The following is a 23,938-nucleotide window of genomic DNA, read 5'->3' as shown; positions in this document are numbered from 1 at the left end:
TTTTCGGAAGCCCCGTAAAACTCTCTGTAAGAAAGATAAAGACAACCCGGACAAAGAAAAAGCGGGAAAAGAACCCATCCTTTGCCGCACGGACGGTAAAGATAAGCATTTTATTCCCATAACTCCAAATTTTAATGGGGAGTTTTTTTTAAATGGGGAAAAACAGAATATCAAACCGAAACCGGGCTTTTGCAACATGTCAACTCTAGAAAGCCCTCCCACGCCGGGAAAGCGGGTGCAAAAGTAGAAACTTTTAAAACAACATCCAAATATACAAAGGAGTTTTTTTGAAGAAAATCAAAAAGAAAAACATAAGAGTCTAAAGGACAGGAAGATGAGAAAGGAGATAAAAGAAAGCCAAGCTATCTACTCGCCTGTTGTTGCCCCCCGGCAGAACAAACAAGGTGTGTGAGCAAGAACAATCAAAAGAAGAAAAATCGATTTATTACCTCTTCAACAGCAATACTATTTAAATCTTCAAATAATGATAAAAAGCTATTACCAAGGTAGTAAGCCGAAACGAACATAAATAATACAAAGTACTAAACTTATAGGTTGACATCAATGAGAAAAATCACATATTACTACAAAAATAAAGCTGTAAAATCAATCTGCCACACTTGAATATCTTACATGAAAAGCTGTAACTGTAATCCACAGTTGCCTGAATCATTCTTGCATACTTCAACATTTACATTTATGAAAACACTCACTGCATCTATCTTTTCAATTGTAAGAAACAAAAGTTTTATGTAAAAAGAACCGGCTGGGAATGTTTTACTCCATTCCCTAAGCCTTTCCACCTATTATTATAAAGCTCATTCGTTTCACTTACTAATTGCCAAACGGCTTATGACCAACAACTCCCCATCAATATTATAAAGTTCATCGGTTTTACATAATTAACTGCCGAATAACTCATAACCACCACCCCGATGAATATTATGAAATTCATCCGCTCTACCTATAACTACCAAACGGCTTGTATGCGGCAACTCCAACGACTAATGCACACTATATCCTCGATCTCTTATAACTGCCAAACGGCTTATATGCAGCAACTCCCGATGAACACCATAAAAAGCATCCGTTCTATTTAAAGTCCGTGAATCACTTTAAGCAATTGCTCTCCCAATCCGATAGTATATCCTTGCGAAACAAAAACCACCCTGTTGAACGTATCGGAGATGATAAACAGTGGAAGATTTGTTTGACCGGAAAGCTTCATGGAAGTCACAATCTGCTTCCGGATACTATTGTCGATATCGATACCATAAATAATAGTAGAGGGTAACCCCGGGAACTCATCGGGGCGGAACTTCTTGTATTGCTCTTCAGACGAGAAAAGAAGAACGATTTTCCGTCCCCATTTTTCAAGCTCGGCACTCCGGGCAGCAATATCCCTCAACGCATGATTGGTAGGCTCCTGTCCTACTCCTAAAATTCCGACCACAAAATATCCACGCCCGCAAGCCTGTAAGAGACTTCGGGAAGAACATTCTCCTGCCGTTTCATTTGGTTCGCTTCCACAAGAAGCACTTGTCTGATTTGCCTTATCCGTACCTATCGGACGATACAGAGACTCCGAATTGAAACTGCCTATAACCTGCACGGCATCCTTACTCTCGCGCATCACCAAATCAGTTACAGTTCTTCCTCCACTCGCTACATTAAAGAAAGAAAGACGCGAGAGAACCGCACCGCTGGCCAGACGGGTTCCGGTGACGAGCATATAATATCCCGCATCCAGTCTTGCTCCCCGCTTCAACAGATTAGCCCAAGTCGCACCACCACCCATATCAACATCGCCCTCGTCATAGTTTAACAACCGGAAAGTACCGTCTTTAAAAACAGATAGCGTAAAATGAGAGTAATATTTCGGATCGTCTAAAGAAGGAACGGGTTTGTATGTCGCGGACACAAGACCAGCAGAAGCCTGCGACGGAACACTTTCCAAGAAATCCACATCAAAAAGCCGCCCTTCTTTCAACCGGACTTCTTTCCCATTCTCCATAAAAGGATTTTCATCCATATACTGCACCTTACCCGTTACCTCATCAATCCATGCCGGTATACCCAGTGTGCGAGCCATCGCCACAAAAAAGATATCACGAGATTTTTCATCGGCTACCTTCGCTTTCCACACGCCTGCCGGAGAGATTGGAATGCGCTGCGAGTTCAAGCCATTATCAATCTTAATGTTTTCCTTACACCATTCCACCAAGCGGACGGGGTTCTTAACGAATGCTTCGGCATCGGCCTGCGGAATCACATTATTGAAAAATCCGCGATAAGGCGTTAACATTTCATTGGCCACGCGCTGATTAGCCACCCTGACACTTGCTGCCATCCCCACTTTCCGGGGGTCAGGCGCATGACGAATAATATCCTCCAACACAGTTGCCGACACATCCCGCCAATCTTTCGCAGAAAGCGCCTGAAGAAGTTCGACGGCAAGTTCCTGCTTATCTTGGGTCTGAGCCGTTTGGACAAAATCGAGCAACGTCTGATAGTTGCCTCTGGAAGCAACCAGCATCTTCACCATGCTACTCCTTGTGTTCGAAGCAAGGTCTACCTCTTTCAAAGCAGCTTCCGCCCGCTCCTCCGTCATCATGGTAGCCACGTACGCATTCCGTATAGAATCTTCCTGCGCCAATCTTCGGTCGTTTTCCGCACGCATTTCGGGAGAGACTTCCGGCAAATTCGCTCCTTCGGCAGGAGGAGTTATATCCAGTTCCAACGTATGAGCATCCCCTTCCTTACGGTCTAACGCCACTTCCACAGTATCTTCTTTACCGAACGAAACCTTTCGATAACCGAATCTGCCGTCCTTAGAGACCCATACCAGCATGTCTCCCTTTCCCGCTGTCAGCGCAGCTTTTCCTTCCGTGTCGGTATGCTTGGCGGCAACCGTATAAAACTCGGCATAGTTGTAAACCTTAAATTCTACCTTCGCCCCTGCTACTGCCGCACCCTTCTCATCGGTAACCCGAACCGTCACTTTCGCTGTCGGGGCATAATTGTCTATCACATTGATTTCGGTATAATTGGAGGTTTCACGCATAATCTCTTCAGGACCATCGTAATGTCCGAACACTTTGGTATGCATCAACATTCCCCGGCTGGCAGGTGCATTGAACCATCCCAGATTCAAGACCGGCTCCGGCTCGCAAGCTCCGAAGAAATACCATTCTCCGTCAGCCCATGCTTCTACCCATGCGTGATTGTCATCGGTATGAGCCCAGCGGGGAGTATAGACCTGACGAGCAGGAATACCGACCGACCGCAAAGCCGCTACAGTGAATGTAGACTCTTCTCCGCAACGCCCGTAAGCTGTTTTCACCGAAGCAAGCGGAGAGCTGGTCCGCGCATCGCTCGGGCGATATACCACTTTCTCATGACACCAATGATTTACTTCGAGAATAGCCTCTTTCATGGAAAGCCCTTTCACTCGCTCCTTCAACTCCTGATAAAACACCCTTCGCGAGTCGTCGAGATTCTCATTATTCACTCGAACAGGAAGAACAAAATGACGGAACAGCTTGTCGGGAATATCCTTCCCCCAGCTCATTTCAGCTCGGGCCTGCTCCGACAAACGGTAGTTTTCCAAATAATACTCGCCGGGGTAATCTGTCAAATCACCTATCGGCATGTAGGCATAAAGAAACATCAAGGCCTCTCTTTCGGCAACAGAAAGGTCTGCTTGCGAAAAGATTGCAAATAAATCGCCGTTAGGAAGAGCCTCTTTCTTTCGTTCAAAATCCTCGAGCACTTTATTGCGATAGGCCTCTTCTTTGAGGAAGTGAGATTGACTGCAAGCTCCGAGAAAGAAAGGAAGCAAAAACAGAGGGAGAAGACGAACAAGTGTTTTCATATATCTACGCATCTATATTATATAATAAGGTATAGCAATAATAGCGACAAATTTACAAGATTTTATCATAAGGACATAATAAAACATCCGGAAAATAAATGGGAAATAATTGTAACAGAAATGTAATATCCGTTATATTTGAGCCTCTATAACAAGAAAAAACTAAAATAAAAAGCGATTTTGTATGTTTTATAGCATATATTCCGAAAAAGAATCGTATATTTGCAACGTAAATAAGAAACAAAAGTAAAATCGCTCTTCAAAACGTGGAGAGCAAAAAAAAGAGGAAAAAAGTTATGAAAAAGAATGTAGATGAAAAAATCATGATGTTACAATACCGCATCAAACGCTATCAAGCAATGGGAAACGGTATTATGTGTCAAACCTTAAACGGTAAACTTCAAAAACTGCTGAACGAGCAGATTGCCATGTAATTAAGCACACAGAAATATAACAATGAGAGCGGGGAGTCTTTTCAGATTCCTCGCTCTCTTTTTATACACGCCGCAAATCAATGAACCGGCATGTAGAACAAGCGAATGAAATGGAAAGACATGCCTCTCTTTTCCACATACGAACCGGTATCACGAAGAGCAGGTCTCAGTGCCGATATTTCATACAAGCACAAAAAACTCTGCCTAAAAAACTTTTCACGTTTGCCTGAGAAAAAACGCATTTAGGCAAACGTGAAAAGTTTTTTAGGCAGCAACCGTTTCTTTCTGCAAGTTCTATCTTTTCAAAAACGGCTCTTTAAAGGCCCCTTTTTCTTCGGGGATTGCCGTACGCGCTGTGTGTTGCGGTAAGGCTATCCCCGACCCGCGCCTTTATTTCTTTTTCAACGAAACATCCGAAACTTCTACGACAGCCCCTTTGCCCTGAGCAAGGATAGCCACGTAGCAATCTTTCAGGATAGCTGCATCGTCGTCCGTATCGGTAACTTCCAGATTGGGATTGGCTTTCTTGCTGTTGATTACATTCACCACCTGGCTCATATCGTAGTACACAACCACTTTCGTCCATTTGCCTGCCGACTTCAACTTAAAGTTGTATTGCGCTCCCGAAGCATTCGGCTGCGCGTCCGCATCATAATCTCTGCGCACGAAGAATGTGGTGTTCGCCTTGCCGGCCTCATTCTTTTCTTCGTTCGTCTGTTTGATGTACACCCCTACCTGAGTGTCCTCCTTGTCTGCCTTTGCATAGAAAGTGAGCACGTACACTCCTCTTTCCAGCCCCTTCGTCACCCGTTGTCCCAAGAAAGCCTTGTACCACGAAAGATTTTTCTCGGCTCCCGAATTATCCATCTTCACCGCATTCGGATAGGCCGTGTCCGATGTTTTCGTCCATGAGATGGTCGTAGCGCCTTCCGTTTCATTGTTCATTACAAACCATTCACCCTCGTTTGCTTTGTTCGGGTTGGTGACTTTCGCAGTCACTTCGGTTTCAAACTTACCGTTATTAATCAGATTCTGAGCACTGATTCCGGCTCCCATTGCAGCCAAAAGGCTAAAAAATAATACTTTTTTCATACTTATATCATTTAAAACTGGTTATTATTTGCAAGTTGCTTCAATTCTTACTCCCCTTGATTTGAGACGACCTGTTGCGACTGATTTGTTCGTGTGACAGGCCGGGCAGTCGGCTATTCGACGAAAAACGCAAACCAACAGAGGCGAAAAAGCTGCTCAACCGAAGAATGAAAATCATTCAAATCATGCGGAGTGCCGACCGCTTTCATGCGGAAAAGCTGCTCAAAGCACGAATGAAAACAAAAGGAAGTCGCCAGTCAAGAGCTTCTTTGCAGAAGGTTGAGACAGCTTCTTATTTTATTTTTCGAATAACAAATCTGTAACTGCCGCTCAACCGTTTCTCATCCGTTTTCAGTGTAATGCGGTAGATTTCCTTTCCCCATACGTTCGAAAGGCGCGGATCGGTGAGCTTTATCGTTTCGAGTTCGGGTCTGAATTGAGACGGATATTCCATCTCCACTTTCTGCCCTTTCACCTCGACGACGATTCTGCCTGCCGACGGGAAAGACGTTTCACCCCAAACGAGGAAGTTGAACTGATTGGGAACTACCGCCTCGCTAAGCTCGTAACGGTCGGTGATGGTGAGCTTGGCATCGTCGAGAGTATACCCGCGCACCCAGCTTTTCACCTTTGCTTCGGACGGGTATGCCGATGCGATATCCAAAGAGAAAGTCCGCTTTCCGGCGTTGCAAACAGCGTTCGTCGCCTTGTACTCCTGCCCGAATGCCTCGCCAACTCCGTTAATCACAGGCAGGTTGTGGTAATTGCTCTGCATCGTCCAGATCGTGTAACGCTCTTTGCTGAATGTCTGTTTAGTGTATGTTCCCACCCCGGCGTCGATGAATACGGGGATGGTATTGACGTAGAAAGAGAACGTTCCCACATCATTATGGTTATGGCTCTCGTTGTTGAAACCTCCTTTGGCGGCCACAAACAGGCCTTGTTTGCTCTTCATGTAGCAAAATTCGGTCTCGGGATACCAAGTCACATCGGGCATATCGTGCTTGGGTGCAGTCTGCGCCAGCTCGTTGCAGCAGAGCAACGATTCGAGCGAGCGGAAAGCATCGTTGCCCATCGTAGCATACGGTTTCCTCCCGTTGAGCAGGTAAGCGGCGAAGTGCTTCATTTCATCGCTGCCCACCGCCTTTCCATACCGATAGATCAAAATAGGATCTCCCCCGCCCTGAGCGGACGCATCGGCAAAGTTCACCACCCAACCGTTGCCCACATAAGAGCGTGAAATGTACTCGCCCATCCTCCGTATCATCGGTTCGTGGAATAAAGAAACCTTTCCTCCCGTTCCTTGGTAAAGGATTTCGAGGTAGTCGAACAGTTTGCCGGCGGCATGTCCCCAGTAAGAAGGACCTTCTTCGCAGGCCCCGTCGGACTTTACGAAGTTGATAAACTTATCGACCGACTGCATGGAACGATACACCGCCTTCGCCAGTTTGTCCTTGTTGTTCTCCATCAACAGAAAGCAAAGCAGGACGTTGGAGTTGCACCACGGGTTCCAGTTGTTGATGATTTCGCCCGGTTTCCAACCGAACGCCATCCACCACATCTCATCGTCATTCATATAAGGATCGAGTATACGCTCCTTGATTGCTTTGCGCATTTGCAGCGAAACGACCGGATTGATTTTATCGAAAGAACTGCGGAAAAAGTAGTGTACCCATGCCATCAAAGCTCCGTATCCGCCCGACCCCAAGTCGATGATCTGTTCACGAAAGTCGGGTAGCGACCGCTTGCTGCTCTGACGGGGCAAGTGAGCCGAAAGCACCCACGAAGTCATCTCGCAACTGAAAAACGCTCCATTCAGCAATTGGTCGATGAAACGTCCTTTCCCTTCGGCAAGTTCGGCAAGCATCAGCGCGTTGAGAGCCAATCGGTTGGCTTCGTAAGGCTGCTGCATCACATTGCGGTCTCCGGTGCGTTCGTACGCCAGATAAGCAGTAGCAGGGATCGATTTCCACTGGTAAGACAAGTATTTCTCCCCGTTTGCAATCAGCTTTTGCTTGTTGTCCCCCATCAGAGAGTCCCATGCCGCCCGGTCTGTATAAGCCGGATACGCCACCCAAGCCTGCTTCATTACCAATACGTTTTTCAACGTTGCTTCGTCTGCCGCCCGTTGCAGCATGTTGCGCTCGGTGTAAGCGTAGGCCTTGAAAGACAAGCTTCCCGCAACCGCCAGCAACAGAATACATAGCCAATGTTTCGTTCGATTCATGATATTATATAGATTTTAAACAGCACAAAGATAAGAGTTCCTATATAATATAAGGTGAAGAAATCATACGAACCTGATGGCAAAATAGTACAAACGACCGGGTCCGGGCGTTCGAAGCGTCCTGACAAGGGTTTTGTCTGCCCGAAATGGAAGTTCCCGCTGTGGCAAGCAACGAGTTTTTTCATGATGGAGAGAGCCTCGTGGGTTGGATGAGCAACAGTGTTTTTATAGGGCAGAAAGCCTGCGAGTTTGACAAACGGCAGTGTTCTTACAATGAAGAAAAACCTCCGAGTCTGGCGGACAGAAGTGTTTTACAGGGAAAAGAGCCAGCGAATAACAGGACCAGAAACGCTGTCTGCGGTAAAATAAAGCCGGTGAGTATGATAAACACAGCCGCTTTTAATAAGAAAGAAAATCTGTGAGCGCAAAAACAGAGCCTTTGTCCGTTCCGAATAGAAGTTCTATTTACCTCAAACAAAGGTTCTGTTTGCTGTAAATAGAACCTTTGTTTTTCCATTTAGAAAGGTCAGGCATGTTTCAGACAGAACTCTCGGTGGTCAAAACAACTCGTAAACCTATACAACGTCGTGCAACCAATCAGTACCAGACAGAACTCTCGGTGGGCAAAACAATTCGTAAACCTATACAACGTCGCGCAACCAATCGGTACCAGACAGAAGCCTCGGCAAGCGAAGCAGCGGCTTCACTCCGGTTTCGCCCACTAAAGGGTAAAGCAAGATTCTTACAAGAACAAACCGAAACTTCCACAAAGAAAGAAAGCAACACTACCCACATTCGCTCTCCAAGAAACCAAGAAAAAACCGGGAACCTTACAGGAATCACAACAAGTTTTTATTCAGTTCGGCTGTTATACACAGAAAAACAAACCCCAACCTCATCTGTGTGTTATCAAATACCGCCAAGTTACCGGCTGTCATACACAGAAGAATAAACTCCACCCCCACCCCAAACCTCAATGAGGAAACACGCCTCACTCCCAATCGCTAAACTCAAAGCTGAGCTGTTCCCAAACGCCATGTTGCTCCGGCCCTTCTTCTTTCGGATGAGAAACAGAAAGACCGATGAGCCGGATGGGATGCTGTTCATAGTCGACGGTTTTGAGCAACTCCTTTGCCAGCGGTAACACCGAGTCCAGATCGGTCAGTTCTTGCGGACGGGTTGCGCTCCGGGTAATCTGGGTGAAGTCGTGAAACTTTATTTTGAGCGTCAGCGTATTCCCCCTGAAGGCTCTCCGCCGAAGCCGTTCAACAAGTTCCACCGCCACGTGGTAAAGCTCGATGATAACCGACGAACGCAGGGAGATATCTCGTTCCAGCGTCCGTTCGCAACCGACGGACTTACGTATGCGGACTGCCTCCACCGGACGATCGTCGATACCACGGGCGCAATGGTAATAGAGAGAGCCTGCCTTCCCGAAATGAGCCGTCAGCATTTCGAGCGTGCAATTCCGCAGTTGAAGCCCGTTGCGGATGCCGAGCAAGTGCATCTTCTTTGCCGTCACAGGTCCTACGCCCCAGAAAGACTCGATGGGAAGACGGGCGATAAAGTCGAGAGCCTGCTCGGGATGAATGGTACACAAACCGTCAGGCTTGCGGCGGTCGGACGCTATTTTCGCCAGAAACTTATTGTACGACACACCCGCCGAAGCCACCAGATGCAGCCTTTCCCGTATCTTCCTCTTAATCTCTGCGGCTATATCCACCGCCAGAGGAATGTTCCGTTTGTTCTCGGTGACGTCGAGAAACGCCTCATCCAACGAAAGAGGTTCCACCAGATCAGTGTACTCATGAAAGATTTCGTGAATCTGCCGGGAGACGGATTTATATACATCCATCCTTCCGGGAACGAAGATAAGCGAGGGACACAAGCGTTTGGCTTTCTGCGAAGACATTGCCGAACGCACCCCGTAGCGGCGGGCTTCATAGCTGGCAGCGGCAACCACTCCCCGCTCCTCAGCATGTCCCACAGCCACCGGCTTGCCCCGCAACTCGGGATTATCCCTTTGCTCCACCGAGGCATAAAACGCATCCATATCGATATGTATAATCTTCCGCAGCGACATCGGTTCTGTTTTACAAAGGCAAACGTACTACAAATTACCGAAAACGGAAAAAAGAAACGCATGAAAGAAGCACAAACCCGGTAGAAAAAGCATTGTTCCGAGACGGAACTCATAGCCTGCGTTATACATCAAGAAGCACGAACTCCGCAAAAAAAGCATTGTTCCGAAACGGAACTCATAGCCTGCGTTATACATCAAGAAGCACGAACTCCGCAAAAAAAGCATTCCGGAGAAGCGGGAAAGGGCGGTCGACGGACTTCACACACAGGCAGCCGCAGCCGGAAATATCATCTTAATGCAGCAAAAAGGTTTCTTCTACCGAGAAAATCGTTAACTTTGCCGCCTACTACAGAAAAGAAGCATTTATGTCAGAAAACAACTGTATCTCTATCAGAGGAGCACGGGTGAACAACCTGAAAAACATCGATGTAGATATTCCCCGCAACCGGCTTGTGGTAATCACCGGACTCTCGGGTTCGGGCAAATCGTCGCTCGCTTTCGACACGCTATACGCCGAAGGACAACGCCGTTACGTAGAGAGTCTGAGCAGTTACGCCCGCCAGTTTCTCGGAAGGATGAGCAAACCCGAGTGCGACTTCATTAAAGGAATCCCGCCCGCCATCGCCATCGAGCAGAAGGTAAACAGCCGGAATCCGCGATCGACCGTAGGAACATCGACCGAGATATACGAGTATCTGCGCCTGTTGTACGCGCGCATCGGCAAAACATTCAGTCCGGTGAGCGGAGAAGAGGTGAAGAAACACTCTACGGAAGACATCGTAAACTGCATGCTCTCTTATCCCGAAGGAACGAGATATACGGTGCTGACATTGATTCGCCTGCGTGAAAACCGCACGTTGCAAGAGCAATTGGAGATCGACCTGAAGCAAGGATTCAACCGCGTGGAGGTGAATGGCGAGATGAAGCGCATCGACGAATACACTCCGGCGAAGGGCGATGAAGTCTACCTGCTGGTGGACCGCATGGCTGTGGCAAGCACCAAAGATGCCGTGAGCCGCCTGACCGACTCTGCCGAAACGGCGATGTACGAGGGCGACGGAAATTGCATGCTTCGCTTCTACCTGCCCGACGGAAGCACACGACTTCATTCTTTCAGCACGAAGTTCGAAGCCGACAGCATCGTTTTCGAAGAGCCAAACGACCAGATGTTCTCGTTCAACTCGCCCATCGGAGCTTGTCCCGAGTGCGAAGGATTCGGTAAAGTCATCGGCATCGACGAGCATTTGGTCGTACCCGACCGTTCGTTGTCGATATACGACGGCGCCATCGTCTGCTGGCGAGGCGAGAAAATGGGCGAATGGAGGGACGAACTCATCCGTAATGCGGAGAAATTCGGCTTCCCTATCTTTACTCCTTACTACGAACTGACGGACGAGCAACGGAGAACGCTTTGGGAAGGCAACGAGTATTTCGGCGGCATCAACCAGTTTTTCCGCATGCTCGAAGAGAATCAGTACAAGATACAATACCGCGTAATGCTTGCACGTTATCGCGGGAAAACGCTCTGTCCGAAATGCCGGGGCACACGGCTGAAGCCGGAAGCGGGCTACGTGCGGGTAGGCGGCAAAAGCATCTCGGAACTGGTAGACCTTCCGGTCACCGAACTGAAGCGGTTCTTCGACACCCTACGGCTGAGCAAACACGACACGGACGTAGCGCGGCGCATCCTTGTGGAAATCAACAGCCGCATCCGCTTCCTTATCGACGTGGGATTGGGATACCTCACGCTCAACCGCCTCAGCAACTCCTTGTCGGGCGGGGAAAGCCAGCGTATCAATCTGGCAACGTCGCTCGGAAGCAGCCTTGTAGGAAGTCTTTACATCCTCGACGAACCGAGCATCGGGCTTCACAGCCGTGATACCGACCGGCTTATCCGTGTGCTGAGGCAGTTGCAGCAATTAGGCAACACGGTGGTAGTGGTGGAACACGACGAGGAAATCATCCGTGCCGCAGACTACATCATCGACATCGGGCCGGATGCCGGACGTCTCGGCGGGGAAATCGTCTATCAGGGCGACATGAAAGACCTGCGGGAAGGAACGAAAAGCCATACGGTACGCTATCTTCTGGGAGAAGAAAAAATACCCGTCCCCCGGCACCGCCGCCCGTGGAACAACTATATAGAACTGAAAGGCGCACGCGAAAACAATCTGAAAGGAGTAGACGTACGCATTCCGCTGAACGTTATGACCGTTGTTACGGGAGTCTCCGGTTCGGGAAAAAGCACCTTGATACGCGACATCTTCTACCGGGCGTTGAAGCGCGAACTGGATGAATGCAGCGACCGCCCGGGCGAGTTTTCTTCCATCGGAGGAAGCCTGCGCGACCTGCGCAACGTAGAGTTTGTCGACCAAAACCCCATAGGAAAGTCCTCACGCTCGAATCCGGTGACCTATATCAAAGCCTACGACGAGATACGGAAGCTGTGGGCAGAGCAGCCGTTGTCCAAGCAAATGGGATATACGCCGGGCCATTTCAGCTTCAACAGCGAAGGCGGACGGTGCGAAGAGTGTAAGGGCGAAGGCTCCATCACGGTGGAAATGCAGTTTATGGCCGACCTCGTGCTGGAATGCGAGTCATGCCACGGAAAGCGTTTCAAAGCCGATACGCTGGAAGTAAGATACAACGGCATGAACATATACGACGTGCTCGAAATGACGGTGAACCAAGCCATCGAATTCTTTACCGTCCACAAGCAGAAGAAAATAATAAAGAAACTGCTGCCGCTGCAAGAAGTGGGTCTGGGATACATCAAACTGGGGCAGTCGTCTTCCACCCTTTCGGGGGGTGAAAACCAACGCGTCAAACTTGCCTTCTACCTGAGTCAGGAGAAAGCAGACCCCACGCTCTTCATCTTCGACGAACCTACTACGGGACTGCATTTTCATGACATCCGCAAGCTGCTCGACGCGTTCGACGCATTGATTCGCAGAGGACACAGCATCGTAATCATCGAGCATAACATGGATGTGATTAAGTGTGCCGACCACGTGATCGACTTGGGTCCCGAAGGAGGAGACAAAGGAGGGAACATTGTGGCGGCAGGTACTCCCGAAGAAGTAGCGGCTTGCGGCGCCAGCTATACGGGACAGTTCCTGAAAGAGAAACTGGAAGAGTGAAAAGTACGCGCAAGAAATAAGGCGGAGAAACACCTGCGGAAAAATTGTTCGTACACGTAGCAGGCGAGGAATATACGTAAAAATCTATTGGGAAGGCATATATGAAAAGCTGCTATTGCAGGTCGCAGGCAAAGAATAGCAATAAGAAATAAGGCGGAGAAACACTTTTTCGAATTCCTGAAACCTACAGGAGAAGAAAGTTCCTGCCTAAGAAAAAAGGCGTGTTTGCTTAAGAAGATTTTCGCATTTGGGTAAGCGCAATTACTTTTTCAGGTAAGCGCAATTACTTTTTTAAGCAAGCGCAATTACTTTTTTGAGCAAGCGCAATTACTTTTTTGAGCAAGTGCGATTACTTTTTTGAGCAAGTGCGATTACTTTTTCAGGTAAGTGCGATTATTATTTCAGGCAAGCCCGGAAATCTTTTCAGGCAGAGAAGGAAAAATGACAACTATTCCCTTTTTCGTACCTCTTACCCCGCCTGCGCAGATATAGGCTTATTCCGAAAGAATTCTCCGAATGGCATTGCAAGACGCCGCAAGCAAACCGGAGGAAAGAAACCTTCTCAAACCCGAGATTACGAAAAAGGGAACAGTTGCCGAACCGGTTAGAAATAAAATCCGAAGCCGACTTTCACCCCGAAGCGCGACATGTCGCTATCGTTGAAGCGCCACTTGTAATAAACCGCCGGTTCGATGGTAACGGTGCGCGAAAGGAAGTAAGCATATCCCGCTTCGATGCCCAATCCCCAATCGCTGCGATGGTTCTCACTATCCCAACGAAAATGATTCCAGTCGATACCGCCGCCGAGGTAAATTCCCGTAGAATTGAAATACACACGCATTCCCGTACCCAGATTATATTCGTCCACCGGCTTCGACCAATCGGCTCCGGCATTCACCAACAAGGCAAAACCGTCTGCCAAAAAAGTACCGACTTGCGCACCGATACCGAAACGGGCTTTATCGTTCTGCGAATACGAAAAGTTCAACCCGCTCAAGGAAGGGTTAATAATCACGGTGCCTTTCTCAAACTGCGCCGAAGCAGTCACCGTCACCGTCAACAAGCAAATAAGTAATGCAAATTTTCTCATCAAATTAATTAATTAGTAAATAAACTATCTGTCATTCTCGCGGCGGTCGCGCATTTGCTCTTTCTTTCGGAGCACCAGCCACAGAAGTGCTACAATGATATACGAGCCCGCCACCGTGAGATATTTCTCGGTTTGACTGATTTCCGTATTGCGCGGCAACAAGTAAGCAGCCGTGACGGAAACATAAACAAGAAACGCAATCGCAATCTTCGTCGATCTCTTTATTTTTTTCATACTGACAATTTCCTTTCTTTTCGCCGACCGAGCCAAACGGCAAACCAGACAACGGCAACCAATGTACATCCTGCCCCGAAATAATAGGAAACCGCATGCGACAGTCCCAGTCCTTCGGGAGCGATACAAATATATGTAGAGCATACGCTTGTCATAAACAGCGCAGACACCAACGTTATCCAATAGGGTTTCTTCGAAATGGCGAGGTAGACCGTAATAGCCCACAGCGTGAATACCGCCAGTGTCTGATTGGCCCATGCAAAATAACGCCATATCATATTAAAGCCGTTCGCGTCGCGCAGACTGTAGAAAAGCAAACCTACAGCCACAGCAAACAGCGGAATACAGATGTACAGGCGATAGCTTACGCGCTTTTGCTCCATTCCCAGAAAGTCTGCCACAATGAGCCTCGCCGAGCGGAAAGCCGTATCGCCCGACGTAATGGGGGCGGCAATCACCCCCAACACAGCCAGCACACCTCCCAGAGTGCCCAGCCAATCTTTCGTGATCACATCTACGATGACAGCGGCATTGCTTTCTCCCATTCCGTTTTCATGAAAGAAATAGGTGGCGGCAGCCGCCCAGATAAGCGCAACCACGCCTTCGGTGATCATCGCCCCGTAGAAAACCGGGCGACCGTGACGCTCCGATTTGAGGCAACGAGCCATCAACGGGCTCTGAGTGCCGTGGAAACCGGAGATGGCTCCGCATGCAATGCTGACAAACATGATGGGGAAAACAGGAAGTTTGTCGGCTTCCGGATTTGTGTTGTGCAGTCCGTCCCACAGTTCGGGCAAAGGCGGATGATGCACGTAAAGCATCAGCAATATCCCGACAGCCATAAACAGCAACGCAATGGCAAACAGCGGATATATCTTGCCGATAATCTTGTCAACCGGAAGCAAGGTAGCCAGAATGTAATAAACGAATACCACAATGATCCAGAAAGTGGCGTCCAACCCCTGCGGTGTCAGCTTGGCAAGCAGCCCGGCAGGCCCTGCAACGAACACCGAGCCTACCAGAATCATCAGGATCACCGTAAAGCCCCGCATGATTTGCTTGGTCGTCAATCCCAGATAACGACCAATGATTTCGGGAAGGCTTTCGCCTCCATGGCGCATGGAAAGCATTCCCGAGAAGTAATCATGTACTGCGCCGGCAAAGATACTTCCCAAAACTATCCATAGATAAGACGAAGTACCGAACTTTGCGCCCATGATAGCCCCGAAGATCGGCCCCAATCCTGCAATGTTCAGAAACTGAATCATAAATATCTTCCACGTAGGCAAAGGGATATAGTCTACTCCATCCGTTTTGGCCAGTGCCGGCGTTCTCCGGTCGTCGGGACCGAAAATGCGCTCCATCAGGCGTCCGTATGTAAAATAACCTGCTATCAGCATCAACAGGCAAAGCGTAAACGTAACCATGGCATGCTCTATTTATTGGCGCAAATGTAACATAATCTCATGACACAAACCAATATTACGGACACTTTTACTAACTTTGCGGGGATTTAAAACAAAAGCACAAGGGTATGAGGCGATATCTTTTTATTCTCTTATTTCCGTTTTTATATTTCTCCGCCACGGCGCAACCTAAGCAGGAGGTTCGTGCCGCATGGGTCACGGCGGTGTACGGTTTGGACTGGCCGCGAACGAAAGCAACGACTCCCCAAAGCATCCGGCGGCAGAAGGAAGAGCTCACGGATATACTCGACAAACTGAAAGACGCCAACTTCAACACCGTGCTTTTTCAGACACGCACACGCGGCGACGTGCTGTATCGCTCGGACATCGAACCGTTCAACGCTATCCTGACGGGCAGAGCGGGTGGCGATCCGGGATACGACCCGCTTGCTTTTGCCGTGGAAGAATGCCACAAGCGGGGGATGGAATGCCATGCATGGATGGTTACCATTCCGCTGGGCAACAAGAAGCATGTGGCATCGCTCGGAAAACAGTCGGTGACGAAACGGATGAAGAGCATTTGCGTGCCGTATAAGAACGAGTATTTCCTCAATCCGGGGCATCCCTCCACGAAAGAGTATCTGATGAAGCTGGTACGGGAAGTGGTGGGCCGGTACGATGTAGACGGCGTACACTTCGACTATCTGCGTTATCCCGAACATGCGCCCCGCTTCCCCGACCAATACGACTTCCGGCGTTTAAGCAAAGGACGCACTACGGACCAGTGGCGCCGGGACAACATCACCGAAATCGTGCGCTATATATATAAAGGTGTAAAGGCCATGAAGCCGTGGGTGAAAGTAAGCACCTGCCCCGTAGGCAAATACCGCGACACGTCGCGCTACTCTTCATACGGCTGGAACGCTTTCTTCACAGTGTACCAAGACCCGCAGGGATGGCTGGGCGAAGGCATTCAAGACCAGATATATCCGATGATGTATTTTCAGGGAAACAGTTTCTACCCGTTCGCGCTCGACTGGCAGGAGCAGAGCAACGGAAGGCACATCATACCCGGTCTGGGCATTTATTTCCTCCACCCCGACGAGGGAAAATGGAAGCGCGATGAGATAGACCGGCAGATGAACTTCATCCGCAATCACGGCATGGCCGGGCAAGGCCACTACCGTGTGCAGTATCTGATGGAGAACACACAGGGGCTTTACGACGAGCTGATAGAAAACTTCTACGCTTATCCCGCACTGCAACCGCCGATGAAATGGCTCGACAACATCGCCCCGTCGGCACCGTCGGACTTGAAAGCAACGCCTGACGAATACGGCTATACAGAGCTCACATGGCGTGCCTCGACGGACAACGATCCGCACAACGCGCCGATGTATGTGGTGTATGCTTCCGACGAATATCCCGTAGACACCCGCCGTGCGGAAAATATCGTAGCGCAAAACGTTCGCGACACCCGCTATGTTTATGCCCCGATACGGGTATGGACTGCCAAAAAGTATTTCGCCGTAACGGCCATCGACCGATACGGCAATGAAAGCGAAGCCGCGCAATTGGCAAAATAAGTTTTCAGTAACGGGCTGCACACAAAACCTCTGTTTACTATAAACAAAACTCTATCGGTGAGAGACAAAAATTCTATTGATTACAAACAGAAGCTCTGTTGACTGCAAACAGAAGTTCTGTTGACTGCAAACAGAAGTTCTGTTGATTACAAACAGAAGTTCTGTTGATTACAAACAGAAGCTCTATTGACTGAAAACAGAGACTCTGTTGATTACAAACAAAAACTCTGTTGACTGAAAACAGAAGCTCTGTTGACTGAAAACAGAGACTCTATTGATTACAAACAAAAGCTCTATTGACAGCAAACAAAAGCTCTATCGGTTATAAGCAGAGCTTTCATTGGGAATAAATAAAACCTCTGTTTACAATGAGCGCAGTTTCCGGTTGCCATCAATCGAAATGCGGCAACGCAACGACAGGCTAAGCAAGCGTCCGTTCCCTTACCCGCAAACGCAGATGCCGCCGGCTACAGCGATTCGGAAGCGTGTTCCCCGCAAACCATCCAAGCCCTGTATTTGCTGTGCTTGCTCACCGGAACCAACGACAGATAGCCCGAGCGGATCTTCCCGTCCTCTATTTCAAGCGGACAGGCTGCCGCCATCCGCCGGTGTTCCGCCAGCGCTTCTCCCTCTGCGTGATGGTAGTCGATACGCATTTCTCCTTCGGCATCCGCTGCCATATAACGGTCTTTCACGCACCGCGCCACCACTCCCATATTCATCCGCAGGTTGATTTCCACGCAAGGATGTATGCGATAGCAAGGCTTCTCACCCGGGAAATGGCAAATCATCATATCCACTCCCAGATAACCCTCGCAGACAGAGCCGATGAGCCTCGACAATTCTTCCTCCAGACGAACTTTCAACCGCTCTATCGCCCCGACGGGAACATAAGCGGAAAGTTTCTCCCGGATGCGTTCGTTGCTCAACAAGCAGTTGCCTTCGTACATGCCGCTTCCCCCGGTTCGGAACAGGGAATAGCCCGCGAAAGCCACCGCTCCCCTGCCGTCGGAATGAAACTCCATGGCAAAATCGGCTGTCTTCCGGTACACAGGTTCGGCAATCACCCCGCCTTGCGAAGCGCCAATACGCTCGCACCAGCCCGAAATGAACGAAGTATATGCTCCTTTGCACCAGTTCAGCCCCTTGCCGCTGCCCGAAAGAGGAGCTTTCAACAGGCTGTTCTCCCGCCCTTCCACAAAGCTCCGCCACTCGTCGGGCGTCTTCAGGTAAAAGGCTTCGCCGCAAAAATGCTCGTCCGCTTGCAATGTCCGAAGCAATGCCGCCGCATGCGAACGGTGGGAATACGTTCTCAACGCTTCCAGACCACCGGCGGAAGGGAGGCTCGATTCGGCGGCGCCCAACGAAAGCAGCCGTCGCCGCAAAGCCGGATCCCATCCCCACGGAGAAAACGAATAGCCTGCCGCATCCGCCACTTCGGGCGGAGTGACCAGTTCCACCCGCATTCCCAGCCGCTCTTGCATCTCTTTCAGAAAATCCGCCGCATACGCCGAAGGAGCCAATACGGCATTCCCATCCCCGGCATACCACACCGGAAGCAAAGCCAAATCGGAAGCCATTTGCCTTGCCGACGCCGGAGCCATGTAATGGCTTTCGCCGCTTGCCAACGCCAAGTCGTGCTCCGGATTGAATATATAAAGACGTTTACCCGTCATTTCGTACAACATTTTTCTTGCTTAAAACCCGTTTCTGCCTCATGCGGCATTCACACGGCAAAGGTAGTCAAAAATACCGGATCTGAGATTCTGCTTCAATGTCCCGAACAGCATCCCGGAAAAATATGCACGGAGGAAAAGAAACCGGGAAAACAGGCAATAAAGACAAACTAATAAATAAAAGCACAAATTTGCTATCTCTACTTTGCAAATACTAAAAAAAGAACTATATTTGCGACCTAAAATCAAAGCAACGAAATGGAATCATTCTACCGCACACACAACTATCTTGTCGAGCATACGAATGCTCCTGTCCGACGCGACCTCATGGACGAGATAGATTGGAGCGACCGCCTGATCGGCATCAAAGGTAGCCGTGGCGTAGGAAAAACGACTTTCCTCCTCCAATATGCCAAAGAGAAGTTCGGTACCGACCGCTCTTGCCTGTTCATCAACATGAACAATTTCTATTTCTCGGGACACAGCTTAGTAGACTTCGCTTACGAATTTCAGAAACGCGGCGGAAAAGTGCTATTGATCGACCAAGTGTTCAAGCATCCGGAATGGAGCAAGGAACTTCGTATGTGCTACGACCGTTTCCCGAACCTGAAGATAGTCTTCACCGGATCGTCCGTCATGCGGCTGAAAGAGGAAAACCTCGAGCTGCGCGACATTGTGAAAAGCTACAACCTTCGCGGCTTCTCGTTCAGAGAGTTCCTGAACCTGCAAACCGGAATGAAGTTCCGCGCTTACACTCTCGAAGAGATTCTTGCCAACCACGAGCAAATAGCCAAAGGCATCCTCTCGAAAGTACGCCCGTTGAACTATTTTCAAGATTACATACATCATGGCTTCTACCCCTTCTTCCTCGAGAAACGCAACTTCTCGGAGAACTTACTGAAGACGATGAACATGATGCTCGAAGTAGACATCCTGCTGATCAAACAAATAGAACTGAAATATCTTCCCAAAATAAAAAAGCTGCTGTACCTGCTGGCGGTAGACGGTCCGAAAGCGCCGAACGTGAGCCAACTGGCAAGCGATATACAAACCTCGCGCGCCACAGTGATGAACTACATCAAGTATCTGGCCGATGCGCGTCTTATCAATCTGGTTTACCCCAAGGGAGAAGAGTTCCCCAAGAAACCGTCGAAGATAATGATGCACAACTCCAACCTGATGTATTCCATCTTCCCGGTGAAAGTGGAAGAGCAGGACATATTGGACACTTTCTTCACCAACACCCTGTGGAAAGACCACAAAGTGCATAAGGGAGACAAGAATATTTCTTTCATGGTAGACGATACCAGACCGTTTAAAATCTGCTGTGAAGGAGCCAAGATAAAAAACAACCCGAACGTGACCTACGCGCTTCATAAGGCGGAGATAGGCAGAGGAAACCAAATCCCCCTCTGGATGTTCGGTTTTTTGTATTAGCGATTTATTTACTTAAATATTAATGTAGTTATGACTAAACAGAAGAAATTCATCACTTGTGATGGTAATCAGGCTGCCGCGCATATTTCATATATGTTCTCCGAAGTAGCCGCCATCTACCCCATCACCCCTTCTTCGACTATGGCCGAGTACGTAGACGAATGGGCTGCCGCAGGACGCAAGAACATCTTCGGCGAAACAGTATTGGTGCAGGAAATGCAATCTGAAGGCGGCGCTGCCGGTGCGGTGCACGGTTCGCTTCAGGCGGGAGCTTTGACTACCACTTATACTGCTTCTCAGGGTCTTCTTTTGATGATCCCCAACATGTATAAAATCGCCGGCGAGTTTTTGCCTTGCGTATTCCATGTATCGGCACGTACCATCGCTTCGCACGCGCTTTCTATCTTCGGCGACCACCAAGACGTCATGTCGGCACGCCAGACAGGATTCGCCATGCTGGCCGAAGGTTCCGTACAGGAGGTAATGGACTTGGCGGGTGTTGCCCACCTTTCTACCATCAAAGCGCGTGTACCGTTCATGAACTTCTTCGACGGATTCCGTACTTCTCACGAAATCCAGAAAATTGAAATGCTGGAGAACGAAGACCTCGCTCCGCTGATCGACCAAAAAGCGTTGGCCGAATTCCGTGCCCGTGCATTGAACCCGATGAAGCCGGTTGCCCGCGGTATGGCCGAAAACCCCGACCACTTCTTCCAGCACCGCGAATCGGGAAACAGCTACTATGAAGCAGTTCCCGCCATCGTAGAAGAATACATGAACGAAATCTACAAACTCACCGGTCGCAAATACGGTTTGTTCAACTACTACGGCGCCGAAGATGCAGAACGCGTGATCATCGCTATGGGTTCTGTGACGGAAGCCGCCCGCGAAGCCATCGACCACTTGGTAGCCCAAGGCGAAAAGGTAGGTATGGTTGCCGTACACTTGTACCGTCCGTTCTCTGCCAAGCACTTCCTCGCAGCCGTTCCGAAGACAGCGAAGAACATTGCCGTGCTCGACCGCACGAAAGAACCGGGTGCTAACGGCGAACCGCTGTATCTTGACGTGAAAAACTGTTTCTACGGACAAGAAAACGCTCCGGTTATCGTTGGCGGACGCTATGGCCTCAGCTCAAAAGACACTACTCCGGCACAGATCCTCTCGGTATTCGAGAATCTGGCTTTGCCAATGCCGAAGAACCACTTCACCATCGGTATCGTAGACGACGTGACATTCACCTCGCTTCCGATGAAAGAAGAGTTGGCTTTGGGCGGCGAAGGCATGTTCGAAGCCAAGTTCTACGGTCTGGGAGCCGACGGTACGGTAGGCGCCAACAAGAACTCGGTGAAGATTATCGGCGACAATACGAACAAATACTGTCAGGCTTATTTCTCTTACGACTCGAAGAAGTCGGGAGGTTTCACCTGTTCGCACCTGCGTTTCGGCGACAACCCGATTCGTTCCACTTATCTGGTAAATACTCCGAATTTCGTGGCTTGCCACGTACAGGCCTACCTGCACATGTACGACGTAACGCGCGGTTTGCAAAAGAACGGTTCTTTCTTACTCAACACCATCTGGGAAGGAGAAGAACTGGCTAAGCACCTGCCCAACAAGGTGAAAAGATATTTCGCCAAGAACAATATTTCGGTATACTACATCAATGCTACCCAGATTGCACAGGAAATCGGATTGGGCAACCGTACCAACACCATCCTTCAGTCGGCATTCTTCCGCATCACGAACGTTATCCCCGTAGATCAGGCTGTAGAACAAATGAAGAAATTCATCGTCAAGTCATACGGCAAGAAGGGCGAAGACGTGGTGAACAAGAACTATGCGGCAGTAGACCGTGGCGGCGAATACAAACAGCTCACCGTCGATCCGGCTTGGGCCAATCTTCCCGATGATGCGAAAGTGGAAAACAACGATCCGGCATTCATCAACGAAGTGGTTCGCCCCATCAACGCGCAAGACGGCGACCTGCTTCCGGTATCGGCATTCAAAGGAATCGAAGACGGTACTTGGCATCAGGGAACAGCCAAATTCGAGAAACGCGGCGTAGCGGCTTTCGTTCCGGAATGGAATCCCGAAAACTGTATCCAGTGTAACAAGTGTGCTTACGTTTGTCCCCACGCTTCCATCCGTCCGTTCGTATTGGATGCCGAAGAACAGAAGGGCGCCAACTTCGAACAGCTGAAAGCCGTAGGAAAAGCATTCGAAGGCATGACATTCCGCATTCAGGTCGACGTACTCGACTGTCTGGGTTGCGGCAACTGTGCCGATGTTTGTCCGGGCAATCCGAAGAAGGGCGGCAAGGCTCTGACCATGAAACACCTCGAAAGCCAGTTGGCACAAGCAGAAAACTGGTCTTACTGCGCAGACAATGTGAAGAGCAAACAGCACTTGGTAGACATCAAAGCAAACGTGAAGAACTCTCAGTTCGCTACTCCGCTGTTCGAATTCTCGGGCGCTTGTTCAGGTTGCGGCGAAACTCCGTACGTTAAACTGATCACTCAGTTGTTCGGCGACCGCGAAATGGTTGCCAACGCCACCGGATGTTCTTCCATCTACTCAGGCTCCGTGCCCTCTACTCCGTATACGACCAACGAACAAGGACACGGTCCGGCATGGGCGAACTCATTGTTCGAAGACTTCTGCGAATTCGGTTTGGGTATGGAACTGGCCAACGAGAAGATGCGCGCGCGTATCGTTAAAATAATGAACGAAGCCATCGCCGGCGACTCTTGCTCTGCCGAACACAAAGAGCTGTTCAAAGAATGGATCGAAAACATGCTCGACGCCGACAAGACAAAAGAACTGGCCGCCAAGATCATTCCGCTGGTAGAAGGCGCGAAAGACAAGTGCGAACACTGCCGCCAGATTGCCGAACTGAAACATTATCTGGTAAAACGCAGCCAGTGGATCATCGGTGGCGACGGCGCTTCATACGATATCGGCTACGGAGGTCTCGACCACGTAATCGCTTCCGGCAAAGATGTGAACATCCTTGTTCTCGACACAGAGGTTTATTCCAATACGGGCGGTCAATCGTCTAAGGCAACTCCTGTGGGCGCCATTGCGAAATTTGCCGCAGCCGGCAAGCGTGTACGCAAAAAAGATCTCGGTCTGATGGCAACTACTTACGGCTATGTATACGTAGCACAGATTGCAATGGGCGCCGATCAGGCTCAAACACTGAAAGCCATCCGCGAAGCCGAAGCATATCCGGGTCCGTCGCTCATCATCGCTTACGCTCCGTGTATCAGCCACGGATTGAAAGCCGGTATGGGTAAGAGCCAGGAAGAAGAAGCCAAAGCGGTTGCATGCGGTTACTGGCACCTGTGGCGCTACAATCCGGCACTGGAAGCAGAAGGAAAGAATCCGTTCCAGCTCGACAGCAAAGAGCCGAAGTGGGAAGACTTCCAAGGTTTCTTGAAAGGCGAGGTTCGTTACGCATCGGTAATGAAGCAATATCCTGCCGAAGCCGAAGAACTGTTCCAAGCTGCCGAAGAAAACGCAAAATGGCGTTACAACAGCTACAAGCGATTGGCAAAAGGCAACTGGGATGCTGAATAATTAAACAAGAATCAGTATTCTGAATCATAAGCAAGGGGCTGTCCGGAGAGATCGGGCAGCCCCTTTTTCTCTCTATGGAT

Annotated in this window: 14 protein-coding genes; 6 read left to right on the top strand and 8 right to left on the bottom strand. The window is 49.4% G+C overall.

Going from position 1 to position 23,938, the window contains the following annotated elements; genetic code table 11:
- Positions 1–1,096: 1,096 nt before the first annotated feature.
- Positions 1,097–3,874: a transglutaminase domain-containing protein gene (locus C234_RS0109440; protein WP_027325558.1), complete on the bottom strand. Its 2,778-nt coding sequence runs from the start codon at positions 3,872–3,874 to the stop codon at positions 1,097–1,099.
- Between the two features lie 296 nt (positions 3,875–4,170).
- Here C234_RS0109440 and C234_RS17800 point away from each other — a divergent pair, with 296 nt between their 5' ends.
- On the top strand, positions 4,171–4,308 hold the full coding sequence (locus tag C234_RS17800) for a hypothetical protein (RefSeq protein ID WP_162830788.1): 138 nt from the start codon (positions 4,171–4,173) through the stop codon (positions 4,306–4,308).
- 390 nt (positions 4,309–4,698) lie between these two features.
- On the opposite strand, the gene C234_RS0109430 is transcribed toward C234_RS17800, so the two are convergent.
- Together C234_RS0109430 and C234_RS0109420 are read right to left on the bottom strand one after the other, a co-directional pair.
- Positions 4,699–5,400, bottom strand: a complete 702-nt coding sequence (locus C234_RS0109430; RefSeq protein ID WP_021646855.1) for a DUF4627 domain-containing protein — start codon at positions 5,398–5,400, stop codon at positions 4,699–4,701.
- Positions 5,401–5,692: 292 nt separating this feature from the next.
- The gene (locus C234_RS0109420; protein ID WP_021646857.1) at positions 5,693–7,627 is read right to left on the bottom strand and encodes a heparinase II/III domain-containing protein; all 1,935 of its coding nucleotides are present in this window, start codon (positions 7,625–7,627) and stop codon (positions 5,693–5,695) included.
- A 532-nt stretch (positions 7,628–8,159) separates the two neighbouring features.
- On the opposite strand from C234_RS0109420, the gene C234_RS17490 reads away from it, so the two are divergent.
- Positions 8,160–8,579 (top strand): hypothetical protein, encoded by a 420-nt coding sequence (locus C234_RS17490; RefSeq protein ID WP_148295200.1) that lies wholly within the window; start codon positions 8,160–8,162, stop codon positions 8,577–8,579.
- A 39-nt stretch (positions 8,580–8,618) separates the two neighbouring features.
- Here C234_RS17490 and dinB read toward each other — a convergent pair whose 3' ends face one another.
- Complete coding sequence (gene dinB, locus C234_RS0109410; protein ID WP_027325556.1) at positions 8,619–9,710, bottom strand: DNA polymerase IV; 1,092 nt, start codon at positions 9,708–9,710, stop codon at positions 8,619–8,621.
- Positions 9,711–10,075: 365 nt separating this feature from the next.
- On the opposite strand from dinB, the gene uvrA reads away from it, so the two are divergent.
- A complete protein-coding gene (uvrA, locus tag C234_RS0109400; protein ID WP_027325555.1) occupies positions 10,076–12,850 on the top strand; it encodes an excinuclease ABC subunit UvrA in 2,775 nt (924 codons plus the stop codon).
- 604 nt (positions 12,851–13,454) lie between these two features.
- Here the strand turns inward: uvrA and C234_RS0109390 are convergent.
- The 3 genes from C234_RS0109390 to C234_RS0109380 are packed head-to-tail and all read right to left on the bottom strand — an operon-like array spanning position 13,455 to position 15,601.
- Positions 13,455–13,940, bottom strand: a complete 486-nt coding sequence (locus C234_RS0109390; protein ID WP_021646867.1) for an outer membrane beta-barrel protein — start codon at positions 13,938–13,940, stop codon at positions 13,455–13,457.
- Between the two features lie 24 nt (positions 13,941–13,964).
- A complete protein-coding gene (locus C234_RS0109385; protein WP_021646868.1) occupies positions 13,965–14,174 on the bottom strand; it encodes a hypothetical protein in 210 nt (69 codons plus the stop codon).
- A complete protein-coding gene (locus C234_RS0109380) occupies positions 14,171–15,601 on the bottom strand; it encodes a carbon starvation CstA family protein (RefSeq protein WP_027325553.1) in 1,431 nt (476 codons plus the stop codon). The genes C234_RS0109385 and C234_RS0109380 overlap by 4 nt, the downstream gene beginning before the upstream one ends.
- 107 nt (positions 15,602–15,708) lie before the next feature.
- Between C234_RS0109380 and C234_RS0109375 the strand changes: the two genes are divergently transcribed.
- On the top strand, positions 15,709–17,166 hold the full coding sequence (locus C234_RS0109375) for a glycoside hydrolase family 10-like protein (protein ID WP_027325552.1): 1,458 nt from the start codon (positions 15,709–15,711) through the stop codon (positions 17,164–17,166).
- A gap of 467 nt (positions 17,167–17,633) precedes the next feature.
- On the opposite strand, the gene C234_RS0109370 is transcribed toward C234_RS0109375, so the two are convergent.
- Positions 17,634–18,842 carry a hypothetical protein gene (locus tag C234_RS0109370; protein WP_027325551.1) on the bottom strand — a complete coding sequence of 403 codons (1,209 nt, stop codon included), beginning with the start codon at positions 18,840–18,842 and terminating at the stop codon, positions 17,634–17,636.
- A 258-nt stretch (positions 18,843–19,100) separates the two neighbouring features.
- On the opposite strand from C234_RS0109370, the gene C234_RS0109365 reads away from it, so the two are divergent.
- Both C234_RS0109365 and nifJ read left to right on the top strand, forming a co-directional pair.
- Positions 19,101–20,279, top strand: a complete 1,179-nt coding sequence (locus tag C234_RS0109365; RefSeq protein WP_027325550.1) for an ATP-binding protein — start codon at positions 19,101–19,103, stop codon at positions 20,277–20,279.
- Positions 20,280–20,309: 30 nt separating this feature from the next.
- Complete coding sequence (gene nifJ / locus C234_RS0109360; RefSeq protein WP_027325549.1) at positions 20,310–23,858, top strand: pyruvate:ferredoxin (flavodoxin) oxidoreductase; 3,549 nt, start codon at positions 20,310–20,312, stop codon at positions 23,856–23,858.
- The last annotated feature ends 80 nt before the right edge of the window (positions 23,859–23,938 follow it).

This window comes from Bacteroides pyogenes DSM 20611 = JCM 6294 (assembly GCF_000428105.1).
GTDB classification, from domain to species: domain Bacteria; phylum Bacteroidota; class Bacteroidia; order Bacteroidales; family Bacteroidaceae; genus Bacteroides; species Bacteroides pyogenes.
Note: the sequence above shows the minus strand (reverse complement) of the source record. Positions and strands in the feature narration are given on the sequence as shown.

Coding starts and splice junctions, on each gene's coding strand:
- C234_RS0109385 (WP_021646868.1), bottom strand. CDS start 14,174: ATGAAAAAAATAAAGAGATCGACGAAGATTGCGATTGCGTTTCTTGTT.
- dinB (WP_027325556.1), bottom strand. CDS start 9,710: ATGTCGCTGCGGAAGATTATACATATCGATATGGATGCGTTTTATGCC.
- C234_RS0109440 (WP_027325558.1), bottom strand. CDS start 3,874: ATGAAAACACTTGTTCGTCTTCTCCCTCTGTTTTTGCTTCCTTTCTTT.
- C234_RS0109390 (WP_021646867.1), bottom strand. CDS start 13,940: ATGAGAAAATTTGCATTACTTATTTGCTTGTTGACGGTGACGGTGACT.
- C234_RS0109375 (WP_027325552.1), top strand. CDS start 15,709: ATGAGGCGATATCTTTTTATTCTCTTATTTCCGTTTTTATATTTCTCC.
- C234_RS17490 (WP_148295200.1), top strand. CDS start 8,160: ATGTTTCAGACAGAACTCTCGGTGGTCAAAACAACTCGTAAACCTATA.
- C234_RS0109430 (WP_021646855.1), bottom strand. CDS start 5,400: ATGAAAAAAGTATTATTTTTTAGCCTTTTGGCTGCAATGGGAGCCGGA.
- C234_RS0109380 (WP_027325553.1), bottom strand. CDS start 15,601: ATGGTTACGTTTACGCTTTGCCTGTTGATGCTGATAGCAGGTTATTTT.
- C234_RS0109370 (WP_027325551.1), bottom strand. CDS start 18,842: ATGACGGGTAAACGTCTTTATATATTCAATCCGGAGCACGACTTGGCG.
- C234_RS0109420 (WP_021646857.1), bottom strand. CDS start 7,627: ATGAATCGAACGAAACATTGGCTATGTATTCTGTTGCTGGCGGTTGCG.
- C234_RS0109365 (WP_027325550.1), top strand. CDS start 19,101: ATGGAATCATTCTACCGCACACACAACTATCTTGTCGAGCATACGAAT.
- uvrA (WP_027325555.1), top strand. CDS start 10,076: ATGTCAGAAAACAACTGTATCTCTATCAGAGGAGCACGGGTGAACAAC.
- C234_RS17800 (WP_162830788.1), top strand. CDS start 4,171: ATGAAAAAGAATGTAGATGAAAAAATCATGATGTTACAATACCGCATC.
- nifJ (WP_027325549.1), top strand. CDS start 20,310: ATGACTAAACAGAAGAAATTCATCACTTGTGATGGTAATCAGGCTGCC.